The 19,351-nt window shown below is 33.7% G+C and carries 17 protein-coding genes and 1 tRNA gene; 1 reads left to right on the forward strand and 17 read right to left on the reverse strand.

The genetic code is table 11. The annotated features are described in order from the left end of the window. Positions 1-21: 21 nt before the first annotated feature. Together KJA15_02320 and KJA15_02325 are read right to left on the reverse strand one after the other, a co-directional pair. Positions 22-993 (reverse strand): sodium:calcium antiporter, encoded by a 972-nt coding sequence (locus KJA15_02320; protein ID MBZ9572140.1) that lies wholly within the window; start codon positions 991-993, stop codon positions 22-24. Then, complete coding sequence (locus tag KJA15_02325) at positions 990-3,581, reverse strand: HAD-IC family P-type ATPase (protein MBZ9572141.1); 2,592 nt, start codon at positions 3,579-3,581, stop codon at positions 990-992. Before KJA15_02325 ends, KJA15_02320 begins: the two co-directional genes overlap by 4 nt. A gap of 166 nt (positions 3,582-3,747) precedes the next feature. Here KJA15_02325 and KJA15_02330 point away from each other — a divergent pair, with 166 nt between their 5' ends. Next, positions 3,748-4,302 (forward strand): hypothetical protein, encoded by a 555-nt coding sequence (locus KJA15_02330; GenBank protein ID MBZ9572142.1) that lies wholly within the window; start codon positions 3,748-3,750, stop codon positions 4,300-4,302. Positions 4,303-4,356: 54 nt separating this feature from the next. Here KJA15_02330 and KJA15_02335 read toward each other — a convergent pair. The 15 genes from KJA15_02335 to KJA15_02405 form a co-directional block, all read right to left on the reverse strand. Then, positions 4,357-4,429, reverse strand: a tRNA-Glu gene (locus tag KJA15_02335). Between the two features lie 142 nt (positions 4,430-4,571). After that, on the reverse strand, positions 4,572-5,720 hold the full coding sequence (locus tag KJA15_02340; GenBank protein ID MBZ9572143.1) for a hypothetical protein: 1,149 nt from the start codon (positions 5,718-5,720) through the stop codon (positions 4,572-4,574). Position 5,721: 1 nt separating this feature from the next. Then, on the reverse strand, positions 5,722-7,425 hold the full coding sequence (locus KJA15_02345) for a penicillin-binding protein 2 (GenBank protein ID MBZ9572144.1): 1,704 nt from the start codon (positions 7,423-7,425) through the stop codon (positions 5,722-5,724). After that, entirely contained in the window at positions 7,422-7,769 is a 348-nt protein-coding gene (locus tag KJA15_02350) for a hypothetical protein (protein MBZ9572145.1), read from the reverse strand. The genes KJA15_02345 and KJA15_02350 overlap by 4 nt, the downstream gene beginning before the upstream one ends. After that, the gene (rsmH, locus tag KJA15_02355; protein MBZ9572146.1) at positions 7,766-8,683 is read right to left on the reverse strand and encodes a 16S rRNA (cytosine(1402)-N(4))-methyltransferase RsmH; all 918 of its coding nucleotides are present in this window, start codon (positions 8,681-8,683) and stop codon (positions 7,766-7,768) included. The genes KJA15_02350 and rsmH overlap by 4 nt, the downstream gene beginning before the upstream one ends. Positions 8,684-8,685: 2 nt before the next feature. Continuing rightward, positions 8,686-9,117, reverse strand: coding sequence for a division/cell wall cluster transcriptional repressor MraZ (gene mraZ / locus KJA15_02360; GenBank protein ID MBZ9572147.1), 432 nt, complete (start codon positions 9,115-9,117; stop codon positions 8,686-8,688). A gap of 211 nt (positions 9,118-9,328) precedes the next feature. Further along, a complete protein-coding gene (locus KJA15_02365) occupies positions 9,329-10,495 on the reverse strand; it encodes a hypothetical protein (GenBank protein MBZ9572148.1) in 1,167 nt (388 codons plus the stop codon). Between the two features lie 47 nt (positions 10,496-10,542). Then, positions 10,543-13,116 carry an ATP-dependent Clp protease ATP-binding subunit gene (locus KJA15_02370; protein ID MBZ9572149.1) on the reverse strand — a complete coding sequence of 858 codons (2,574 nt, stop codon included), beginning with the start codon at positions 13,114-13,116 and terminating at the stop codon, positions 10,543-10,545. A gap of 18 nt (positions 13,117-13,134) precedes the next feature. Then, positions 13,135-13,533 (reverse strand): hypothetical protein, encoded by a 399-nt coding sequence (locus KJA15_02375; GenBank protein MBZ9572150.1) that lies wholly within the window; start codon positions 13,531-13,533, stop codon positions 13,135-13,137. 82 nt (positions 13,534-13,615) lie between these two features. After that, positions 13,616-14,140: a hypothetical protein gene (locus KJA15_02380; protein ID MBZ9572151.1), complete on the reverse strand. Its 525-nt coding sequence runs from the start codon at positions 14,138-14,140 to the stop codon at positions 13,616-13,618. Between the two features lie 25 nt (positions 14,141-14,165). Next, positions 14,166-14,597, reverse strand: coding sequence for a DUF4430 domain-containing protein (locus KJA15_02385; protein MBZ9572152.1), 432 nt, complete (start codon positions 14,595-14,597; stop codon positions 14,166-14,168). Positions 14,598-14,611: 14 nt separating this feature from the next. Beyond that, positions 14,612-15,184 (reverse strand): hypothetical protein, encoded by a 573-nt coding sequence (locus KJA15_02390; GenBank protein ID MBZ9572153.1) that lies wholly within the window; start codon positions 15,182-15,184, stop codon positions 14,612-14,614. After that, positions 15,184-16,932, reverse strand: a complete 1,749-nt coding sequence (locus KJA15_02395; GenBank protein ID MBZ9572154.1) for a DUF4430 domain-containing protein — start codon at positions 16,930-16,932, stop codon at positions 15,184-15,186. Before KJA15_02395 ends, KJA15_02390 begins: the two co-directional genes overlap by 1 nt. 399 nt (positions 16,933-17,331) lie before the next feature. Then, a complete protein-coding gene (locus KJA15_02400) occupies positions 17,332-17,646 on the reverse strand; it encodes a hypothetical protein (GenBank protein MBZ9572155.1) in 315 nt (104 codons plus the stop codon). 686 nt (positions 17,647-18,332) lie between these two features. After that, the gene (locus KJA15_02405; GenBank protein MBZ9572156.1) at positions 18,333-19,241 is read right to left on the reverse strand and encodes a hypothetical protein; all 909 of its coding nucleotides are present in this window, start codon (positions 19,239-19,241) and stop codon (positions 18,333-18,335) included. Positions 19,242-19,351: the final 110 nt, after the last annotated feature.

The raw sequence follows: 19,351 nt of genomic DNA on the forward strand, positions 1-19,351 counted from the left end.
ATTTTAAACAGCAGTCAATTCTCACCTAGCTAATAAATTCTGAGTAAATAAAATCTGAAATAAAACAAAAATAATATAAATTAAGAGTAAAAATATTGCCTCTTTTCTTGAAATAATTTCATGTGTTCTTGAAAAAATCATAAAAAACAAAGCCGTAAGCGTTGTAAAAATAATACCGATAAAATAAGGTGAGAGATCGGCAATTTCAAAAGGACAAATCAAAGCCAATAGCCCTAAAACTAAAGTAGCATTAATTACTACCGATCCTATTACATCTCCAATAATCATTTCTTTGCGGCCCATAGTAATTGATCTTATTCCAAAAGTTATTTCTGGCAAGGAAGTACCCAAGGCCACAAAGAGTACTCCAATAAATACTAAGGGTATATCAAGAACTAATGCTAAATTTCTGGCTGAAAAAACAACTCCTTCAGCAGAAAGTAAAAGTAGAAAAACTGCCCCCAAAAATATCCCCAAATTTCTAAAAAATATTTTAAACCCAGACCGATTTTCTCTAAAAGAATTGGAAAGAATCCTGGTAAATCTTTCTTCTTGGGAAAGAAGTTGGCGAAAATAAAAAACTAAAACCGATAGCAAGACTATTCCATCTATCCTTGAAAGTTCTTTATCTAATATTAAAAGAAGGGGTAAAAGACTAATAATACTGGCATCAAAAGCAGCTCGCTGTAAAACCTTTCCTTGAAATTTAAGCCCTTTTGCTAAGAAAGTGCCAATACCTATTACCAAAGTTAGAACTATAATATTTGAACCTAAGATAGTGCCGAAAGAAAGATTAGGAACTTGCCTAATAGCAGAACTAATTCCAATAAAAATTTCCGGTGTCGAAGTGGCAAATGCCATTAAAACTGCAGTCACTATAAACTCTCTCCATCTTAAGAAATGAGCTATTATAGTCAGGGTTCGAACCACCCAGGATCCAGAATAAACTAAAACTAAGCAAGAGATAATAAAAATAAAAATATATAAAATCATACCGCTTTTTTAACTATGAAATGCCATTTGGTGGCCTCAATTAAAATTATTTCTATCATTCCTAAGGAAAAAATAATTAACCAATCATTAAATCCCAAAGATACCGTCTTTAAAAGAGTCTGAAATATAGGTAGATAAAGAGCTAAAACGAGCATTAAAATTCCAATTCCGATAGCAGCCACCAAAAGTTTATTGGAAAAAGGATTAATATGCCACAAATTACGCCTTAAACTTTTACAGGAGAAAACATAAAAAAGTGAATCAATAGTTAGGCAGGCAAAAATCATGGTTCTTACATAACTAATATCATGTTTTTGCTCCCAAAGCCAGAGAAATAATCCCAAAAGTAAAAAATCAGTAATCAATCCGATAATAAAAATTATTGCCTTCATCTCCCGAGTCAATAAAGGAGCATTACGGACTTGAGGTCTTCTTTGCATTAAGTCTTTTTCTTTTGGTTCAAAGGCTAAGGCGATATCAGGCAAACCGTCTTCGACTAAATTCACCCACAAGATCTGGGCCGGTAAAATAGGCAAAGGAAAACCAGCAAGTAAGGCGCCTCCGACTAAAACTACCTCGCTGAAACTATCTGAAAGAAGATAAACAATGACTTTTCTGATGTTATCAATAATTGCTCTTCCTTCTTCTATTGCTGCCACAATGATATTAAAACTATCTGGCAAAAGAATTAGGTCTGAAACTTCTTTAGCGACATCAGTGCCTGAACCCAAAGCTACCCCAATATCTGCCTTTTTTAAGGCCGGAGCATCATTTATTCCATCACCAGTCATGGCTACCACTTCACCCTTTTCCTGCCAGGCCTCAATAATTCTCATTTTATGTTTTGGTTCAACTCTGGCATAAATTTGAATTCTATCTAAAATTTTATCGAAGTCCCTATCAGATATCTTATCTAAATCTTTTCCTTCTAAAATGTTTTCCTCTTTAATTTTAAACCCAAGATCTTTTGCCACTGCTTTAGCGGTTAATTTATGATCTCCGGTAACAATAATTGGTTTCATTCCCGCTTGCTTACAAATCTTCATTGCTTCCTTTACTTCCTTTCTAACAGGATCTTTTAAAGTAATAAAACCAACAAAATTTAAATCATTTATCAAATCCTCAATTATCAGAGAACTGTTCTCTGGTAATTTGATTTTTCGGTAAGCTGAGGCTACAACTCTTAATCCTTTTTGAGCCAATTCTTCTAATCTCTTTTCTAATTTCTCTTTTTCCTCTTTTTTTAATATACAGATATCTAAAATTCTTTCTGGAGCACCGCAAGCATAGAGAAAATTTTGGTCATTTTCTTCATACAGAGTAGCGACGAATTTATTTACTGGATTAAAAGGAATTTCGGCAATTTTTTTTCTTTCCCTCTCACCAAATTTTTGGTGGGGGTTTCTATCAATACCCGCCTCAATTCCAGCCTCCAATAATGCCCTATCAGTTGGCCTTCCTCTAAAAATCCATTTCTCTTTTAAGGCATCTGGATTTTCAATAAAAGCTTCAGACGTCAAAGTGGCAGATTTTAGAGCTAGAAATCTATCCCCTATTACTTCACTTACTTTCATTTTCCCTTCGGTTAAAGTGGCGGTTTTATCTGTACAAATTATACTAGTACTACCTAAAGTTTCAGCTGCCAAAAGTTTTCTGACCAATCCTTTTCTTTTTAAAATTCTCTGCATCCCTAGGGCTAAAATTACGGTCATTGCCACCGGCAATCCTTCGGGAATAGCAGCTACCGCTACTGCCACCGAAGTCTCAAACATTTCCAAAAAGGTATTTCCGGTAATTATCCCTTCAATGAAAATAAAAATACAAATTACAATGATTACTCCCCCGATAATTTTAGCAAGATGAGCTAATTTTTTTTGTAAAGGGGTCTTTTCTTCCTTAGTTTCTTTTATCATTTTGGCTACTTTACCCATTTCAGTTTTAAGCCCAATTGCCGTAGCTATTGCCTTTGCCTTTCCATTTTCAACAATTGTTCCCATATAAACCATATTATCTCTGTCAGCCATTGGAGTTTCCTTTGGTAAGATATCTGAATATTTTTTAGCTGCTAGCCATTCTCCAGTTAGAGCCATCTCATTGGTCTTTAGATTTAAGACGGTGATAATCCTTCCATCAGCTGGTACTTTATCTCCGGGATTTAAAAGAAAAATATCTCCCGGAACAAGATTTCTAGAATCAATGATTTTAGGATTTCCCTCCCTTATTACCTTGGCTTTTACTTTAACTACTTTTTTAAGTTCTCTTAGGGCTTTTGAAGCCTTGTTTTCTTGAAAAAAACCAACAATAGTATTTAAAATTACCGCTCCAAAAATGACAATTGAGTCAGTATATTCTTTTAAAATCGAAGTAATGATTCCAGCGATTATTAAAATATAAATTAAAGGGCTTTTGAATTGTTCAAAAAATATTTCCAGCCTTGATAAAGGTTTTTCTTCGGGAAACAAATTTAGGCCTGATTTTTCCTGTCTTTTTTTTATTTCTTTTTCTGACAAACCTTGTTCAGAATTGGAATTTAACTTTTTTATAACTTCCTGCCAAGATAAATTGTGCCAAAGAGTTGCTTGATTCATTATTTCATTATAAATAAAAAGAGGGTTGACTTAAAGCCTTCTATTGACCTTTGCCTAAAATTTTATTTTGGTATATAATAATAAAATAATTAATTAAAGCCCGGCATTGATGAATTATTGACCGCCAAATGGCTGTGGATAGTTAATTCAATGCTGAAAAAATTCTATGATTGGCGACCTTCCAGAAAAATTAAGAGAAGCCTTGGTAGGGATAGTTAAAACTACTGGCAGATTAACCGAGGAGGCTATTAGTGTAGTAAAGAATACCTTGGTTAGTGCTTTAGAGGGTGTTGAAGATGTGGCAGGAAAGAGTTTTGAAATTGGAGTTAATGCCATAAAAGGAGGAATAAAGGGTGTTTCCGAAGCTGGGATTACTTTAGTTGAAGCTACTCATGATTTAGTAAAAGGGGTAGTTGAGGGAGTAGTTGGGGTAGGAGGAGATGTGGTAGGAACGGCAAAAGGTGCAATTGAGGCTTCTATTAAAGGAGCATCTGAGTTAGGTGAAAATGTCGGAGAAGTAGCAGTCAAAGCAGTTCAGGGAGTAATTGATGGAACTAAAACAGTAGGAGGAGATGTGGCTACAGTAACAAAAGAAGCTGTCTTGGGAGCAATAAAGGCGGCAGAAGGAATCAGCAGTGAGGCAGGTTCAGCTGTGAAAGATGCTTTAAAGAGGGCAATTAAAGGAGCAAAAGAAATAATTGAGGCACCTTTTAAAAAATAAAGATAATTCTGATAGATTTCAAAAAGCACGGGGCTAGGCCCCGTGCTTTTATTGCGGCCCCATCGGGAGTCGAACCCGAGTTACAAGGATGAGAACCTTGCGTCCTAAGCCACTAGACGATGGGGCCTTAGTCGCCTCAGTCGCTCTGCTCCTTCGGCTCCCCATGGGAGACACCTAAGGTTTTTCCCTCTGGTCTTCGCTTCGCTCAGGTCACCCTCTTCCTAAAAGGAATTCTTATCTAATCTATCACATAATTTGAGTTTTGTCTATTAAAATACTCTAATTTCCTCTATTATTTTTTCCATCTCCATTTCCTTTGAACCATCGACTAAAATTAAATCTCCTTTTTTTATCTCCTTTTGCAAAGTTTTTCCAGCCTGGGAAATCTCATCAAATTGAAAGATTTTTTCTTTTGTCATTCCTTTAATATAAGCCCCTTGAGCAATGAATTTTGCTCTTGAACCAATAGTAAAAAGTAAATCTGCATTTTTTGCCACCCTTTCTCCAATTGATTCATGGGCTCCAATCGTGTATTTTCCAATCCCCAAAATATCTCCCAAGACAGCAATTCTCTTCCCCGAAATTTCAATTTTTCCTAAAATTTCCAAAGCTTCGGTCATCGAAAAAACTGAGGCTGATTGAGAATCATTTAAAATTAGAGAATTTTTAATTCCTTTAATCAATCTCATTTTCCCGGGAAGGGATTTATAATTCTTCAAGGCCTGAGAAATTTCAACTAAATTTAAATTTAAAATTATCCCTACTGAAATAGCTGATAGAGCACTATAAATCTGTTCTTTGCCAAAAAGATAATCTAACCAAATAGGTACAACCTTACCCTGATAATTTAATTTAAAATTTGTTCCTGTATTTAATTTAATATCGGTGGCTAAAACATCGGCTCCTTCCTGAAAACCAAAAGTCAGAGCATCTAAATTTGTTAAATCTTTTATTCCCCTGGCCGTTTCATCATCAAAATTTAAAACTAAATGACCTTGGGAGGGTAAAATTTTAGCTAGTTTTACTATTTCTTCAGTATCTTTTTTTTCTCCAGCAAAAAAGGGGCCCGCCGAAGGTGGGAGGGTGGTGGGTGGGTTGTAGTCTTGACCTGGAGGAATCTCGCCGATATGAGTTACTACTAAGATTGGACGTTTAGAATTTTTTACTAAAAATTTGAGGGTCTTGGTTTTTTTTATTTTTGTTTCAAAAATCAAAATTTCATTTTTTCCAGGATTGAAAGGTAATTTGTCATCAATAATTTTTTTAACTTTTCTGCCTTTGCCGAAGGCTGTAGCGGAAAAAGATTTCCTCAATATCTGATAAATAGCTTCGGCGGCACAAGAGCAACCCTTACCAGTAACGATAATAACTTGAGGTTTTTGAAAATAGAATATAATTTTTGATAAAAGATTAAACATATCACTCGTAGTCAGGTGGTATCTGCCAATAATCTATGATATATTTTGCCAATTCTCTAAAAATTGGAGCAGCTGAGTATTCAGCGGTTTTAGTAATTGGGTTGTTAAGTTTTATTAAAATTAAAAATTGAGGATTGAAAGCAGGAGCGAATCCAACAAAAGTCTGAATGGTTTTTTCAGAATAACCTTTCTTTTCAATTTCCAAAGCTGACCAGGGAATCTGAGCGGTTCCAGTTTTACCAGCAATATAGTATCTGGGAATTTTAGCTGCTTTTCCAAAACCGTGTTCTACCACACTCACCAACATAGCCGTTAATTGAGAGGAGGTTCTCTGAGAAATAAGAAAATCTTTAAAAATCTCAGGCTGAATTTCAGTTGTCTTATTATTTTCGATAATCTTTTCGACAATATAGGGCCTAACTAATCTCCCACCATTAGCAATTGCACAAAAGGCTCTGGCCAATTGGATTGGGGTTATGGCAATTCCCTGGCCAAAGGAAGCGGTAGCAAAATTTACTTCATAACCTTTTTTTAGCTCAGTATTTTGAGAAAAAACTTCCCCTTGTAAGTCAATTCCAGTTTCTTCAAAGAGGCCAAATCTTTCAATATATTCTAAAAAAATATCATGACTAATTTGGTGCTCAGCAAACACTGCCCCAGTGTTGATTGATTTTTCTAAAACCTCGGTCATGGTTATTTCGCCTGGATAGGTTCTCCTTTCATAGTTATAAATAGGCCAGCCCCCGATTTTTATTATCCCTGGATCAGTATAAGTAGTATGGGGAGTTATTTTTTCTTGGTCTAAAGCAGCAGCCATAGTGATTGGTTTAAAAACTGAACCTGGTTCAAAAAGTTCCTGAATTGTTCTATTTTTAAAAATTCCTAAATTTTCAACTTCTGAATATTGATTGGGGTCAAAACTAGGAAAATTAGCCAAGGCTATTACTTTACCTAAATTAGGATTCATAACTATAATTTGACCTTCCTCAATCTCAAATTTTTCTTTAGCTTCTTTTAATATTTTTTCAGCCATAAATTGAATATTATAATCAATGGTTAACAAAATATTAGAACCTTCTCGAATTGAAGAATTTTCGGAATTAAACAAAATTAAAGATCCTCCCAAATTTCTCTCCCCTTCTAAAAATCCTTCTTTCCCCCTCAAGGCATCATTATAGAAACCCTCTACTCCGTATTGCCCTTCCCCTTCGCCTCCTAAAAAACCAACCAAATGGGAGGCTAAAGATTCTAAGGGATAATGCCTCAATTCTTCCTTATCTAAATAAATTCCTGATAAATCCATCTCTTTTAAATGATTGATTTCTTCTTCAGTTAATTTATGTTTTAAAATGACAAAAAGGCTTTCTTCATTTTTGGAAGTGATTTTTTCGAAAATTTTATCTTTCTCTAAATTTAAAATCTCGCTTAAATTTTGGGCAATTTCTTCTTTGTTTTTAATTTCTCTAGGAGAGGCATAACAAAATTTCCAAGTTTTATTAACTGCTAAAGAATATAAACTCTCTCTATCTTGTAAAAAAATCTCTCCCCTTTTTCCTTGAATTTGGGTAAAAAATTTTTGTTGGCCTTGAGCCAGGGCCTTGTAAAGATCCTGATTTAATATCTGAACAAAAAAAAGCTTGCTAATAATAGCCGCCCCAAATAAAAGAATAAATATTAAAATTAAATTTACCCTCCAATACTTCATTTGGTTGCAATTTGAGTATCTGAAACCTGAATATAATGAATTTTATCCACTTTTTCAAAACCAAATTCTAATATTTTATTTTCAAGAGTTTCTAAAGAATTAATTTTTACTGAATTAATCTTTAAAGTTTCATTTTCTTTAATAATTTCCTCTAATTTTTTTTGATAATCTTTGATTTGATAAGTTTGAGAAATCATTGCATTAACTTGGAAAATATAAAAAGCCAAAAGGGCTAATATTGAAATAAATATTATTACCCAAAAGGCTTTCAGATTAAATCTTAACTTTAAAGTTAAGCCACGATTAATTAAAAGGGAAGGATTTGAAATAGAAGTAGTATTCATAGCTTTATGGCTACTCGAAGTTTAGCTGACCTCGAGCGAGGATTTATGAATATCTCAGCCTTGGTTGGTGTCTTTGGTTTTTTAGTTAAAATTTTTAAAAGACCCTGTTTTGAATTATCTCTTAAGAAATTTTTAGAAATTCTATCTTCTAAAGAATGAAAGGAAATTATAATTAATTTTCCTTGAGGTTTCAGAATTTCTAAGGCCTGAGGGAGGGCTTTTTCTAAATTCTTTAATTCATCATTAACGGCGATCCGTAAGGCCTGAAAACTTTTTGTAGCAAAGTGGATTTTTTTATGGCGATACCAACTAGGAACCGCCCTTTTTATAATTTCTACCAATTGAAGGGTGGTTCCAATCTTTCTTACTTTTCTATTTTCAACAATCTCTCTGGTAATCCTTCTTGAAAATTTTTCTTCTCCATATTCTTTAAAAATTTTTTCCAGTTTTTTTTCTGACCAACCATTTATAATTTTTTCTGCAGTCAGACCGTCACATGATTTCGACGATCGTAGAAAATGCGTTACATTATATCTCATATCTAATGGCTCATTTTTCAAAAAAGAAAACCCTCCTTTACTTTCTTTTAGATGCCAACTGGAAATTCCGAGATCAAACAAAATTCCTAAAACCTGTTTGAAATTATATCTTTTAACAATTTCCTTTAGATTTGAAAAATTATCGTAAACAAGAATTAAATTCTTTTTGAATCTTGCTTTTTTATATTTAATTTTGAGCTCTCTAATTAATTCTGGATTCCAGTCAATTCCTAATAACTTTCCCTTAGGTAATATTTTTTCGATAATTGCTAAGGCATGTCCACCTTCTCCAATTGTGCAGTCAATAAAATTCTGATTGGATTCAGGCGTTAGATATTTAATAACTTCTTTTTGAAGAACAGGAACGTGAACCATTTTTATATTCCTAATTGCTGAAGCCTTGAAGCCATATCCCCTATTTCCTTTTCTGTTTTTTCCTTATACTTTTGCCATTTTTTCTCATCCCAAATTTCTATTCTGTTTGAAAGTCCGAGTAAAACTACATTCTTTTTTAAAAGGGCGTATTTTTTTAAATAATCAGGGATCAAAATCCTACCTAATTTATCTAATTCAACATCAACTGCTCCTGCCAACATAATCCTGGCAAAACCCCGGGCCTCTAACTGGCTGGCTGGTAATTTGCTCAATTTTTCGGACATTATCCCCCATTCTTTTAAAGGATAAATAACTAAACAATTATCCAAACCCCTAGTAATTATTACTTTTTTTCTAAGTTCTTTTCTGAATTTCGCCGGAATAGCCAGCCTCTTTTTAGTATCAATAGTATAACGATATTCGCCAATAAACATAGTTTTCCACAAAAAGTCTTAGTTATCCCACAGTTTTCCACAATTCCCCACTCCACCTTCTTTATACTCCACTTCATAGTATCAAGTCAAATAAAAGTAAAATAAGTTCAAATTTAATTCAAAACCTAATTCTTTTCCACAGAAAATCCACAGATAGTAAAAACAGCCTTTTTAGAGCTGTTTTAAAGTCAGCAATATAATTTTTAAAAAGCTAATAAAATCCAAAGGGAATTTTAGATTCAAGAGGAAAATATTCAAACTCTGGAGAATAGCTAATGGGGGGTGGGAAGAAAGGGATCTTGAAAATTTCCTCAAGAGTTTTATATTCTTCAGGCGCTTCAACTTCTACTGGCTGATTGAAGTTGGAAAAATCCATATCTATCTTAATAGTAATTTTTCCTTTTTTAGTTTTATCAAATTTACTCAAGTCAATTTCTTTTTCTCCCTTAACCTTATGAAGCAACATGTCTTTTTTACCAATCCAAAACTCAGCTGTAATTTCCCCCAGTTTCTCAAAAGATTTATCAAGTTCGATTGAAAGCTTCTCTTGAAATTCCTTCCATTGTTCTTCTGTAGGAGGTGGACCAAATTTAATAGTGCTTATTAGTATTTTGTATAACTCGGGAATAATTTTTTTTACCTCTTTTTCATTTAAAGCAACTAAATAATGATAGGTTTTTTCATCTTTGATCTCTTTGTCTAAAAATTCTCTTTTTACAACATATAATCTTTTACCTTCTAATAAGGACTTTAAATTTTCAATCATTTCTTCTTGTTTTTCTTTTTCTTTTTGCATTTCTTCTTCTATTTCTGATGTGTAAAGACTTCCTAATAAAATCCTCATCAATTGTACCTCATCAATTTTAATCCACTGATTCTTAATTCCGCTTAAATCAATGCCAAGTATCTCGAAAAAGGGTTCTAAAAAGGGAAGGGCAGGAATGGTAGTCAATTTTGAATAAAATTCTTCTCCTATGACCTTGCTTTCTCCAACTAAAGAAAATTGCATTCCTTCGAAAGCTAACGCCATATTAAAATCTCCGACTGATTTAGGATTTTTAGGATTGGTATTATCTGAATCGCTCCCAAAAGCCATAGAGATTTTAAAAGCTTCCTTTGTATCTTCTTTTGCTTCTATGTCGATTTTTGTTTCAGAATGAACAGTTTTCAATTCTCCCATTTTAATAGCCATTTCCTCTATCACCTTTTCTGGCTCAGGCCTAAAGGGATTCCAAAGAGGATCCCAAGCTCTGGAATAAAGCGCAATGCCAATTCCAACTATTCCTAAAATTATTATTCCGGCAATAATTTTTATAACCTTACTTTTCTTTGAAGGGAGTCCTACAGAAATTTGTATTTTTTCTTCAATTGGTTCCATTTTATTTTATTATAAACAAAAAATTAAAAAGAAAAAATGTGGAAAAACTAAGGGTTAATTATTAATTTGAATTCTTCTGGTTCAACTTCTACTTTATCCCCTCTTTTTATTTTTTGCGATAATAGGGCTTGGGCAAGAACATTTCCAACTTTATCTTGAATGACCCTTTTTATTTCTCTAGCTCCAAAAACTGGGTTATAACCCAATTCAACAATTTTCTCTTTTAGGGGTGCGGTAATTATAAGTTCAATGTCTTTATTCTTAAGATTTTTCTTTAACTTTTGAAGTATTAATTCAGCAATATCCAAAAGATTCTCTTTAGTTAAGGGGCGGAAAACAACTACAGCATCGAAACGATTAATAAATTCTGGTCTAAAAATACCCCCTTGAAAAAGATGGCTCAAAAGATCTTCTTTTATAATATCTAATTTTTTATCCAATCTAATGTCTTCCCAAATAATCTCTGCTCCAGCATTTGAGGTAGCAATAATTATTGTATTTTTGAAATCAACCTTTCGACCTAAACCATCAGTTAAATGACCTTCATCTAAAACCTGCAAAAATAAATTTAAAATATTGGGATGGGCTTTTTCAATTTCATCTAATAAAACTAGAGAAAAAGGGTTTTCTCTAACCGGGGTTGTTAATAAACCTTCTTCAATAACCGAACCTATCAGCCTTGGAATGTCTTCAATTGCTTGAAATTCGGACATATCTAGTCTTATCATTCTCGCCTCTGAACCAAAATAAATTTGGGCTAAAGCCTTTGATGTTTCGGTCTTTCCTACTCCAGTAGGTCCCAAAAACAAGAAACTTCCCATTGGTCCTTTTCTGACAGTCACTTCTGTTCTTGCCCTTCTTAAGGCTGAAGAAACTTCTTTTACTGCCTCATCCTGATTAATAATTCTTTTATGAATCAATTTTTCCAAATTTAATAGAATTTCTCTTTCTTTAATCTCTATTTCTCCAATTGGAATTTGAGTCTTATCAGAAATAATTCTGGCCACATGCTCAGGCAAAACGACCTTGCTTTTTGTAAAATTGGCAACATAAACTATTATTTCGTCCAAAAGATCAATTGCCTTTTTTGGAAATGTAATGGCCGGCAAATATTTTGCAGAATATCTTACAATATCTCTAACTGATGGATAACTAACAAATATTTTATATTTTTTCTCCAGAGCTGGGATTCGATTTTCCAAAATCCTAATTGTATCTCTTTCAAGAACCTCAGAAATTTCAACCTTTTCAAAGAGATTTAAAATTGAAGTACTAGGTTCAATGAATTTGTGAAGTCCAGGATAATTTGTGATTGCTATCATTTGAAAATCAGGTAAGGACAAATAGGAAGTAATTATTCCTGAAATATCTATTACTCCTGGCCGGGGTTCTTGGCCAATATAGTTATGAAAATCATCTATTACTAAAATAACATTTCCAGCTACAATTACCTCCTGAAAAATTTTGTCTAAGATTACCTCCGCCTCTTCCCGAGACCCTGCATGAGATAGAACCGAAACAATGTCAAGAGAGACTATTCTTTTTGAATTAATTTGAGGGAAGCTTAAATCAAAAAGGGCGCGCCTTGCTAATTCCTGCATTAATTTCATCCTTCCTGCCCCCGGTTCGCCAATTAAAAGAACATTATTTATTTCCTCTCTGCTTAATATCCTTTCAATTGCAGATAATTCTTTTTCTAAACCAACCATTTCTCTATAGCCTTTCATTTTTACTGTATTTGACCAATCAGTGGAAAATCGATCTAAAGTTATCGTATAACCTGCCGCCCAATCTTTGGCAATTGAACCTCTTTTTAGTAAATTTTTGTATTCCCAGAATTTTTTTTCCTCCTTAATTTTTTCTTCCAAATTTTCTAACCACCAACAAATATTTCCAATATCTTCAGCCTTAAGATTTGAATCAATTAAAATCTTTTTGAAAATCCGATTGTGTTTGGCCAGGGCGGAAATTACATCCCCTATTTCAATTCTCGTTTTTCCTTTTCTCTTTGCTATTTTCAGAGATTCAAGAATTGAATCCTGAAAATCCTTCGAATATTTTTTTTCAAATCTTTTACTCTTTGAATTCTTTAATTTATCTTTTAATATTTTTTTGACTTCATTTAAATCTAAAATTACCCGAGAAAAGAGGAAATTTAATTTTGGATTATCTTCCAAAAGAAACCAAAACAAAATCGTTGAATTAATTTCTGATAATTTTTTTGATTTAGCAAATAAAAGAGACTTATAAACTGCTCTTGCTACTTCAAAATTCAAAAACTCAGCCAAATTGTATTTCCCAAGGTTTATTACTGCATCTTCTAAAAGTTCTGCCTGCCCGCCAAAGCTCGGAGGACGGAGGCGGGGCCTTTTCAGTTTCGAATTTAAAAATACTTCTTTGAGAAAATTTTTAAAAGATAGAGTTAAGAAAATTATTGAAAGGCCCAAGACTCTTTCAGGCAAAGTTTCTTCAGCCAAAAAACCATATAAAAAAGTTAGAAACGAAATTAGAAATAAAGCAAAAAATAAATTCTTTAAAAATTTAGCATATCTAAAATTCGGGTATCTTTCCCATCTAACTGCCCGAAAAATTTGAGCTTCTTTTAAACTGAAGTTAAACATTTTAATCTAGTAAAGCGATTACAGAAATAAAAGTTTAAAACCGTAGTAAATTCCGAAAATTAAAAGAAAAGGTGATATCAACCAAAGAAGAAATAAAATTGCTCCAAAAAAAATTAGGAAAATTTCTATGAAAATCCCAATAAATATTAAAGCGCTCCTCATTATTGCCCCCAAAATTCGGGAAATTAAATTTGAAAAAAAAGTCTCCAAATACTTTGGAATGTCAAGTCCCCGGGGATATTGCCATGTGTATTTTCGCCAATGGGAAAAGAAGGTTTTAATGAGTAAGGGGATGGAAAAGTAATTTGAATTAAATAAAAGAAGGTTTTTCCAGACTTTCAAAATTACTTTAGATTGATTAAAAAAGTGCCAGGTTAAATATTGAACTAAAATATTTTTAGCCAAAGATTCAATCATTTTTCTATTATACCATAGATAATTTTTCAAATAAAAAACCGCCAGGGGCGGTTTTTCGAAATTAACCTTAAAAATATTAAGATTAAATAAAAATCAACTTCTTTCTCTTGGCTAATATAGGAACTAATTCATAGGCTCCAAAAAGAACACCGGTGTAAAACAAATTGCCTAATAAGGTATTGCGGAAAAAAGGCAGGGCTTGAAAATAGCATTGAATCAATCCTGACCAGGTTGGAGAATACCAGGGGGTAAATTGCCAAACCGCAAAATTGGTAATCAAAAAAAATAAAACTGAAGCCAATAGACTCCCAGCTAAAATAGTCTCTAGACTTTTATATTTTTTTATCACCAATCCAATTAGACCAATTAAAGCAAAACTTCCATAAACTATCAACATTAGTTTCCATTCATAAAAACCCAAAAAAATATCACCCAAAAACATAGTTAAAACAGGTAAAAACGGAGATAACAACCCTCCCAAATAAACTCCAGAAAATAATGAAATTGCAGCAATTGGTGTAAAGTTCCATGGATGAGGTAAAAGCCTGAAGACTATACCGAAAATGACCAAAATCGCTGAAATGATAATTTTATTTTTTTGACTCATATTTTTATTTTTTATTTATTATTTATTATAGTTGACTTTCGATGTACTTCCATTCAACTAAATCACCATTTTTTAATTGATAATCACCTGCCCCTACTTGAACGTATTCATTATTAACCCAATACTGCCACCATAAATTTCTTTTAGAATCATTAGCAAAGCTGTCAATGGATTCAATAAAAACTCCCAAATTAGGATATTCTTTAAAAGAAAACTCTAAATTATTTTCCTGAGTTACTTTTTTTAATAAATCAAAAACTGTTTTTTTTTCTCTTAATTCAATGTCCTTAAAATTCTTGACATTACCTTCACCAAAATCAAACAAAAGAGAAACCTTTATTTCTTCCTCAATCCTAACCTCAGTAGGCGGTGCTTCAATTTCTACAAGATATTGAACCAGAAAAAATCCAACAATTAAAACAGCAATTAGAATAAAAATTTTAAGTGAAATTTTCATAATTTTTGGCTAATCTATTGAAGCGAGGTCTCGACAGGAAGATTTTCTGGTGGAACAATAGCTTTATTTTTCCTTTTAAGGTATTTTACTAAAAAAAGTCCTATTAAGCAAACCATTGGGATTCCAACTATTAACCAAGGCCAACTTTGATAAAAAACTCCCAAAATAGAGGCCGAAAAGATCAGTCTTCCCTCCCTAATATTTAATTTTAAAGGAATTTTCAGTCCGGGGCTAACACTAAAACTTTGGCGATCTAAGGGGACGGCCAGAACCGAGAGATTGGTCCCCTTTCTTCCTTCTTCTTTAGCTGAAATAGTAATTTTTACTTCTTTTTTTTCTCCAGCCTCCAAACGGAAATTATTTGGCTCAATTTTTATCCAGTCATTTAATTCATCGGGAAAAACTTGGAAAAATCCTGCGACCTTCGAGAGATTATAAACTAAAATTTCTGTTTTTTTTGACTGACCGGCTTTTAATTCTAAATCTAAAAACGAAGGATTGGTTCCAATTCCAATAGCTAAAGCTGACTCAAAAGAAAAGAGAAAATAGAAACCGAAAAGTAGAATTGTTGAAATTTTTAATTTCATTATTGACTAGCAGTTGCCCAAAAAGTTAGATTACCTTCTTTAATTCCAAGGCCTGTCCAGCTACTGGGAATAGTTAATTCCACTAAAATATTTTTATCTGATCCAGTATTAATAACAGTGTTAAATTCTGGCCAATGTAGCACATCTAAGGTGATATTCTCTTTAAAAATCTGATCGCCACTGACAATTCCCTCAAGGTAAATATTAACATTACCTGTATTTTGAATTAAAAGTTGATCACTGGCCTGAGTCCCGGTGACTAGATGCCCAAAGTCAATCTGTTTTTTGTCAACGATAAAAGCGATTTCTGGAATCGGTGGAACTGGCTGGATTATCTCTACTCTTAACCCAATATTCTGACTAATCCCTTCCCCGACTAATAAACTTACCTGATTAGTTCGGATATAACCTGATTTTTCAGCATAAACCTGATAAGTTCCTGGGTTATCAATAACCAAATCGGCTTGGCCATCCTGGTCAGTAGTAAAAGTCTGACTATTAACATAAATTATAGCCTCAGCCAGAGGTTTCCATTCAGAATCTTCAAAATATTCCACTTTGGCTTCAAGGCTATCTCCTGGATTAATCTTTTGACTAGCTAAAGTTAATCTCGTAGGCAACCAACCCCACTCCCCAAAATACCACAAGACTTCATCACCCGGTTCCAAGATGTAGTCAGCTGCCCCAATCGCTGGCATTTCATAGTTTACAAAATAAAGCCAACCAATTAGGTCATGGGCTTCTTCATCATTAATCTTTTTTAAATAAGGACCAAAACTGGTTTCCTCAATCAAATAGGTATAGCTACAGACTTCTGCTCCATTCTCGATAATATCTAAGGCAGTAGTCGCTCTTATTCTAGCATCACAAATATTATTATTTTCTCCCTCAATTCTTAAATAATGTAATCTATTTATTGGATAGTAATTTTGGGTTAAGGCAATCACTGCATAGGCAGTTAAAACTGGATAACCTTTGTCTTCGGAGGCGACCCATTTAAAGGAACCATTTGTTTTTTGTAAAGATTTTAAGTGGTCAACTGGATTTTGGTCATTTTTTTGCCAGTCGTAAGGGTTTTGACCTAATTTATAAATTGCTGAAATTATCCAGGTATCAGAACCAGAATCAGATTCACTGCCAGGAAGATATGGAAAGCCGCCGTCATTATTCTGGCTTGATTTTAAATAATCAATGGCTTTAATAATTACTGGGTCATCGGGAGAAACTCCAACCTCCAACAAAGCCATAATGGCTGCGGCTGTATCGTTAGTGTCACTCTGACCCAAAATAGCATAACTCCAGCCACCATCTTCATTTTGATTATTTAAAATAAAATTTTTAGAATCTTGAATAATTTGATTAGAAATAATTTCTCCGGCTGAAAGTAAAGCTAAAATTCCCCAAAAATCATCGTTTAATAACTCAGAAGATCCTATTTGATTATCTTGATAAAAACTTTTCAACTGAGCAATAAAATCAATATTGCCAAAAGTTTTTGGATTTTCGCCTGCAGCAGTTAAAGCTAAAATGGTTTTTTCATAATCGGTGGCTAAACTGCCAGTAACTTCTTTCAAATGATTCAAATCTAAATCTGTTTCACCAGCCGCCACTAAAGCCATGGTTATCCAGGGATCAGAGGTCTGAGCTTCAAGGTAATTTATAGTAGAAGTATTTATTTCAGCCAAACCTGGTAAAACCGAACAAAGGACTAGAACTCCTATCAAAAAAAATAAAATTGTTTTTTTCATAATCTAAAAATCCACTCTCTTCGAGTGGGTTTATTTTAACTTTATAAAATATTTTCCCCTTGGCTCGAAGAGAAAATTGATAAAAACTTTTGAGAAGCGAGATCAGTGTTCTGGCTTCCGGGCACATAATATTTTATATGCTCGGTTCACAGCTGCGGCCCAGCGCCTGATTTAAACAGGACTTTCCTGATCACCTCTTTTTGTTAATTTCTTAAAAAATCAATTTTATCTTACTTCATAAGATAAATCTGTCAAGTGTGGATAACTTTGATAGCTCTTAATGAACCCCCCGAGAGAAAAACTCTCGGGCGGGGCGGCGGAAATAAAAAAGGGCTGAATTATTCTCAGCCCATCTGTTAGTCTTGTTTCTTAAAATACTTACTCCTGATTAGTAAGGCCTTAGCGCCAAGAGAGCTTTGAAATAGCATACATCATATCCAGTAAGCTTTTCAAAGTTAAGTAGATGTCTTTTTGATTCTTGTATGCTGCTTGGTGGAATTGCAAAGAGGCTTGTACTTCAGTAATCCTTCCCCAAATTTCTTTTCGGGCTTCTGGAATAAGAAAATAGAAAGCATCATCAACCTCTTCTTTTGTTATTGACCTGAAGTCTTTGGCGTATCTCTTAAAATCTTCGGGCCTATCCTGGATTGCCATATCTAAGGCTATGAGACCATGTGTTGTTCTGCCAATCAAGTTTTGTAGTTTAATTATCAATTCTATCTCCTCCTTATTCTTAAGAACTGTTTTCTTTATAACAAATATTAGAAAAATTTGTCAAGCGGCGGCTCTCCAAAATGGGCGGGGCGGAAATAAAAAAGAGCGGCTTCAAACTTTGAGCCGCTTTGTAATCAGCCGATTAGTTCCATAACCTCTTTTAGTCCTCTTGCTGCTGGAGTGTTAAAAGCTACACCTATTTCCATCTCAAGCATCGTGACTCGAGTAGGGTCTTCGACTTCGTTTTTAGTCTCTGTATAAGCTCCATCAACTTTCTTTAACTCTTCTCCAGCATCCTGAGGAAGGTTATGTAATCTACCTTGGTGTTCTTTCTGAATAATCTCGCGAACAAATACTATCCTTCTAGCTGCTGCTTCCAGAAAAGCCTTATCTTTAGTATTTAAAGGTCCTTGCTGGCCTGGAAAGTGAATTCCTAGATTCGTCCCGAAACCTTCTAATTCCTGAATGACGCTCTGTAATGCCTCTTGATCTTTCTTCTTGAAATAATCTATCTTTCTAACCTCCTTATGATGTTATATATTACCAAACCCTCTAAAAAAAATCAACCCCTAGGGAGGGGCGATTTCGATTGGTCGGTCTAGCGGACGATTTTAGAACCTTGAGATGGGAGGAAGTGTTTAAATATCCTGAGATAGTATTGGGACAGATGAAGGTTTTATTAGAATTTACTCTATAAACCTAAAAGTAGAAAGCATTTGTTTGAAAATGTCTTCCATATCGGATTCCTCACAGGCGCATATTTTATAAATCTTAGAATTATAGGGTAATAATACACATATATCTACTAACCCCATTTCGTATGTGACAGAACGAATCTCTACACCTTTATAATTATTAATAAAAATATCCTTTTTTGAAATTATTTCGGTAAGAGGATCCGCTTTTAAAGACTCCTCATAACCTTCAATAGTTCCCTCAAATAACCTTATAGTTGGATTGCAAGCATATTTTTCTCTCGGGGAAAATACCACTATGATATCGGAGTAACTCGTGTTTATAGTGAAAATATCTGGATATTTTATCTCAAATCCATACTCCTCATTCCTATAAATCTCCCAATTGGCGGTTTCTTTTTCTGTGATGAGAATTTCTGTTGGTAAAAATAGTCCTTTTGGTCCAGGAGGAGCACAACTTTCCCAGGTTTCAAATGTTGCTCTTTTATTCTCGAGAGCTATTAATTTGAAAACGATACTACATTCTTCGGAAGTGAAACAATGAACCTGCTCACCTTCCATTAAAGTATTTGGTGTTTTTCTACCGCCAAAAGTTTTAGCTTCTGGAAAAAAGCAAGAACTGTAAATTCCCGATTCTAATAAATTCAATTCTATACTTCCTTCTTGAGTGTCTACATTTTCAAACGATAATAGAAATTCTCCCCTCTCGTAGATAATCTTTGCTTCCTCGTCAAGGTGAACAGAGAATTTTTTTGCTGATGGTGTAAAAGGAAGCTTAAGTGGAGGAAACTTATACCAATTTTGTAAAGCTACAATAACTCCCCCGCCAACTATAATGGCTAAAATAACAACAATTAAGATGTATTTCCAATTAGTTTTACCCTGAGTTAGAAAAGGCATGTTAGATCATTATACCTTAAATCGCCCGCAAAACAAACCCCGAGAAAAACTCTCGGGGCGGCAGCTCCCCAGTTCAAAGCTTATTATAATTTTTGAAAATAAGGAATATA

Source organism: Patescibacteria group bacterium (assembly GCA_020148145.1).
Taxonomy (GTDB): Bacteria; Patescibacteriota; Minisyncoccia; order Minisyncoccales; family JAHCRE01; genus JAHCRE01.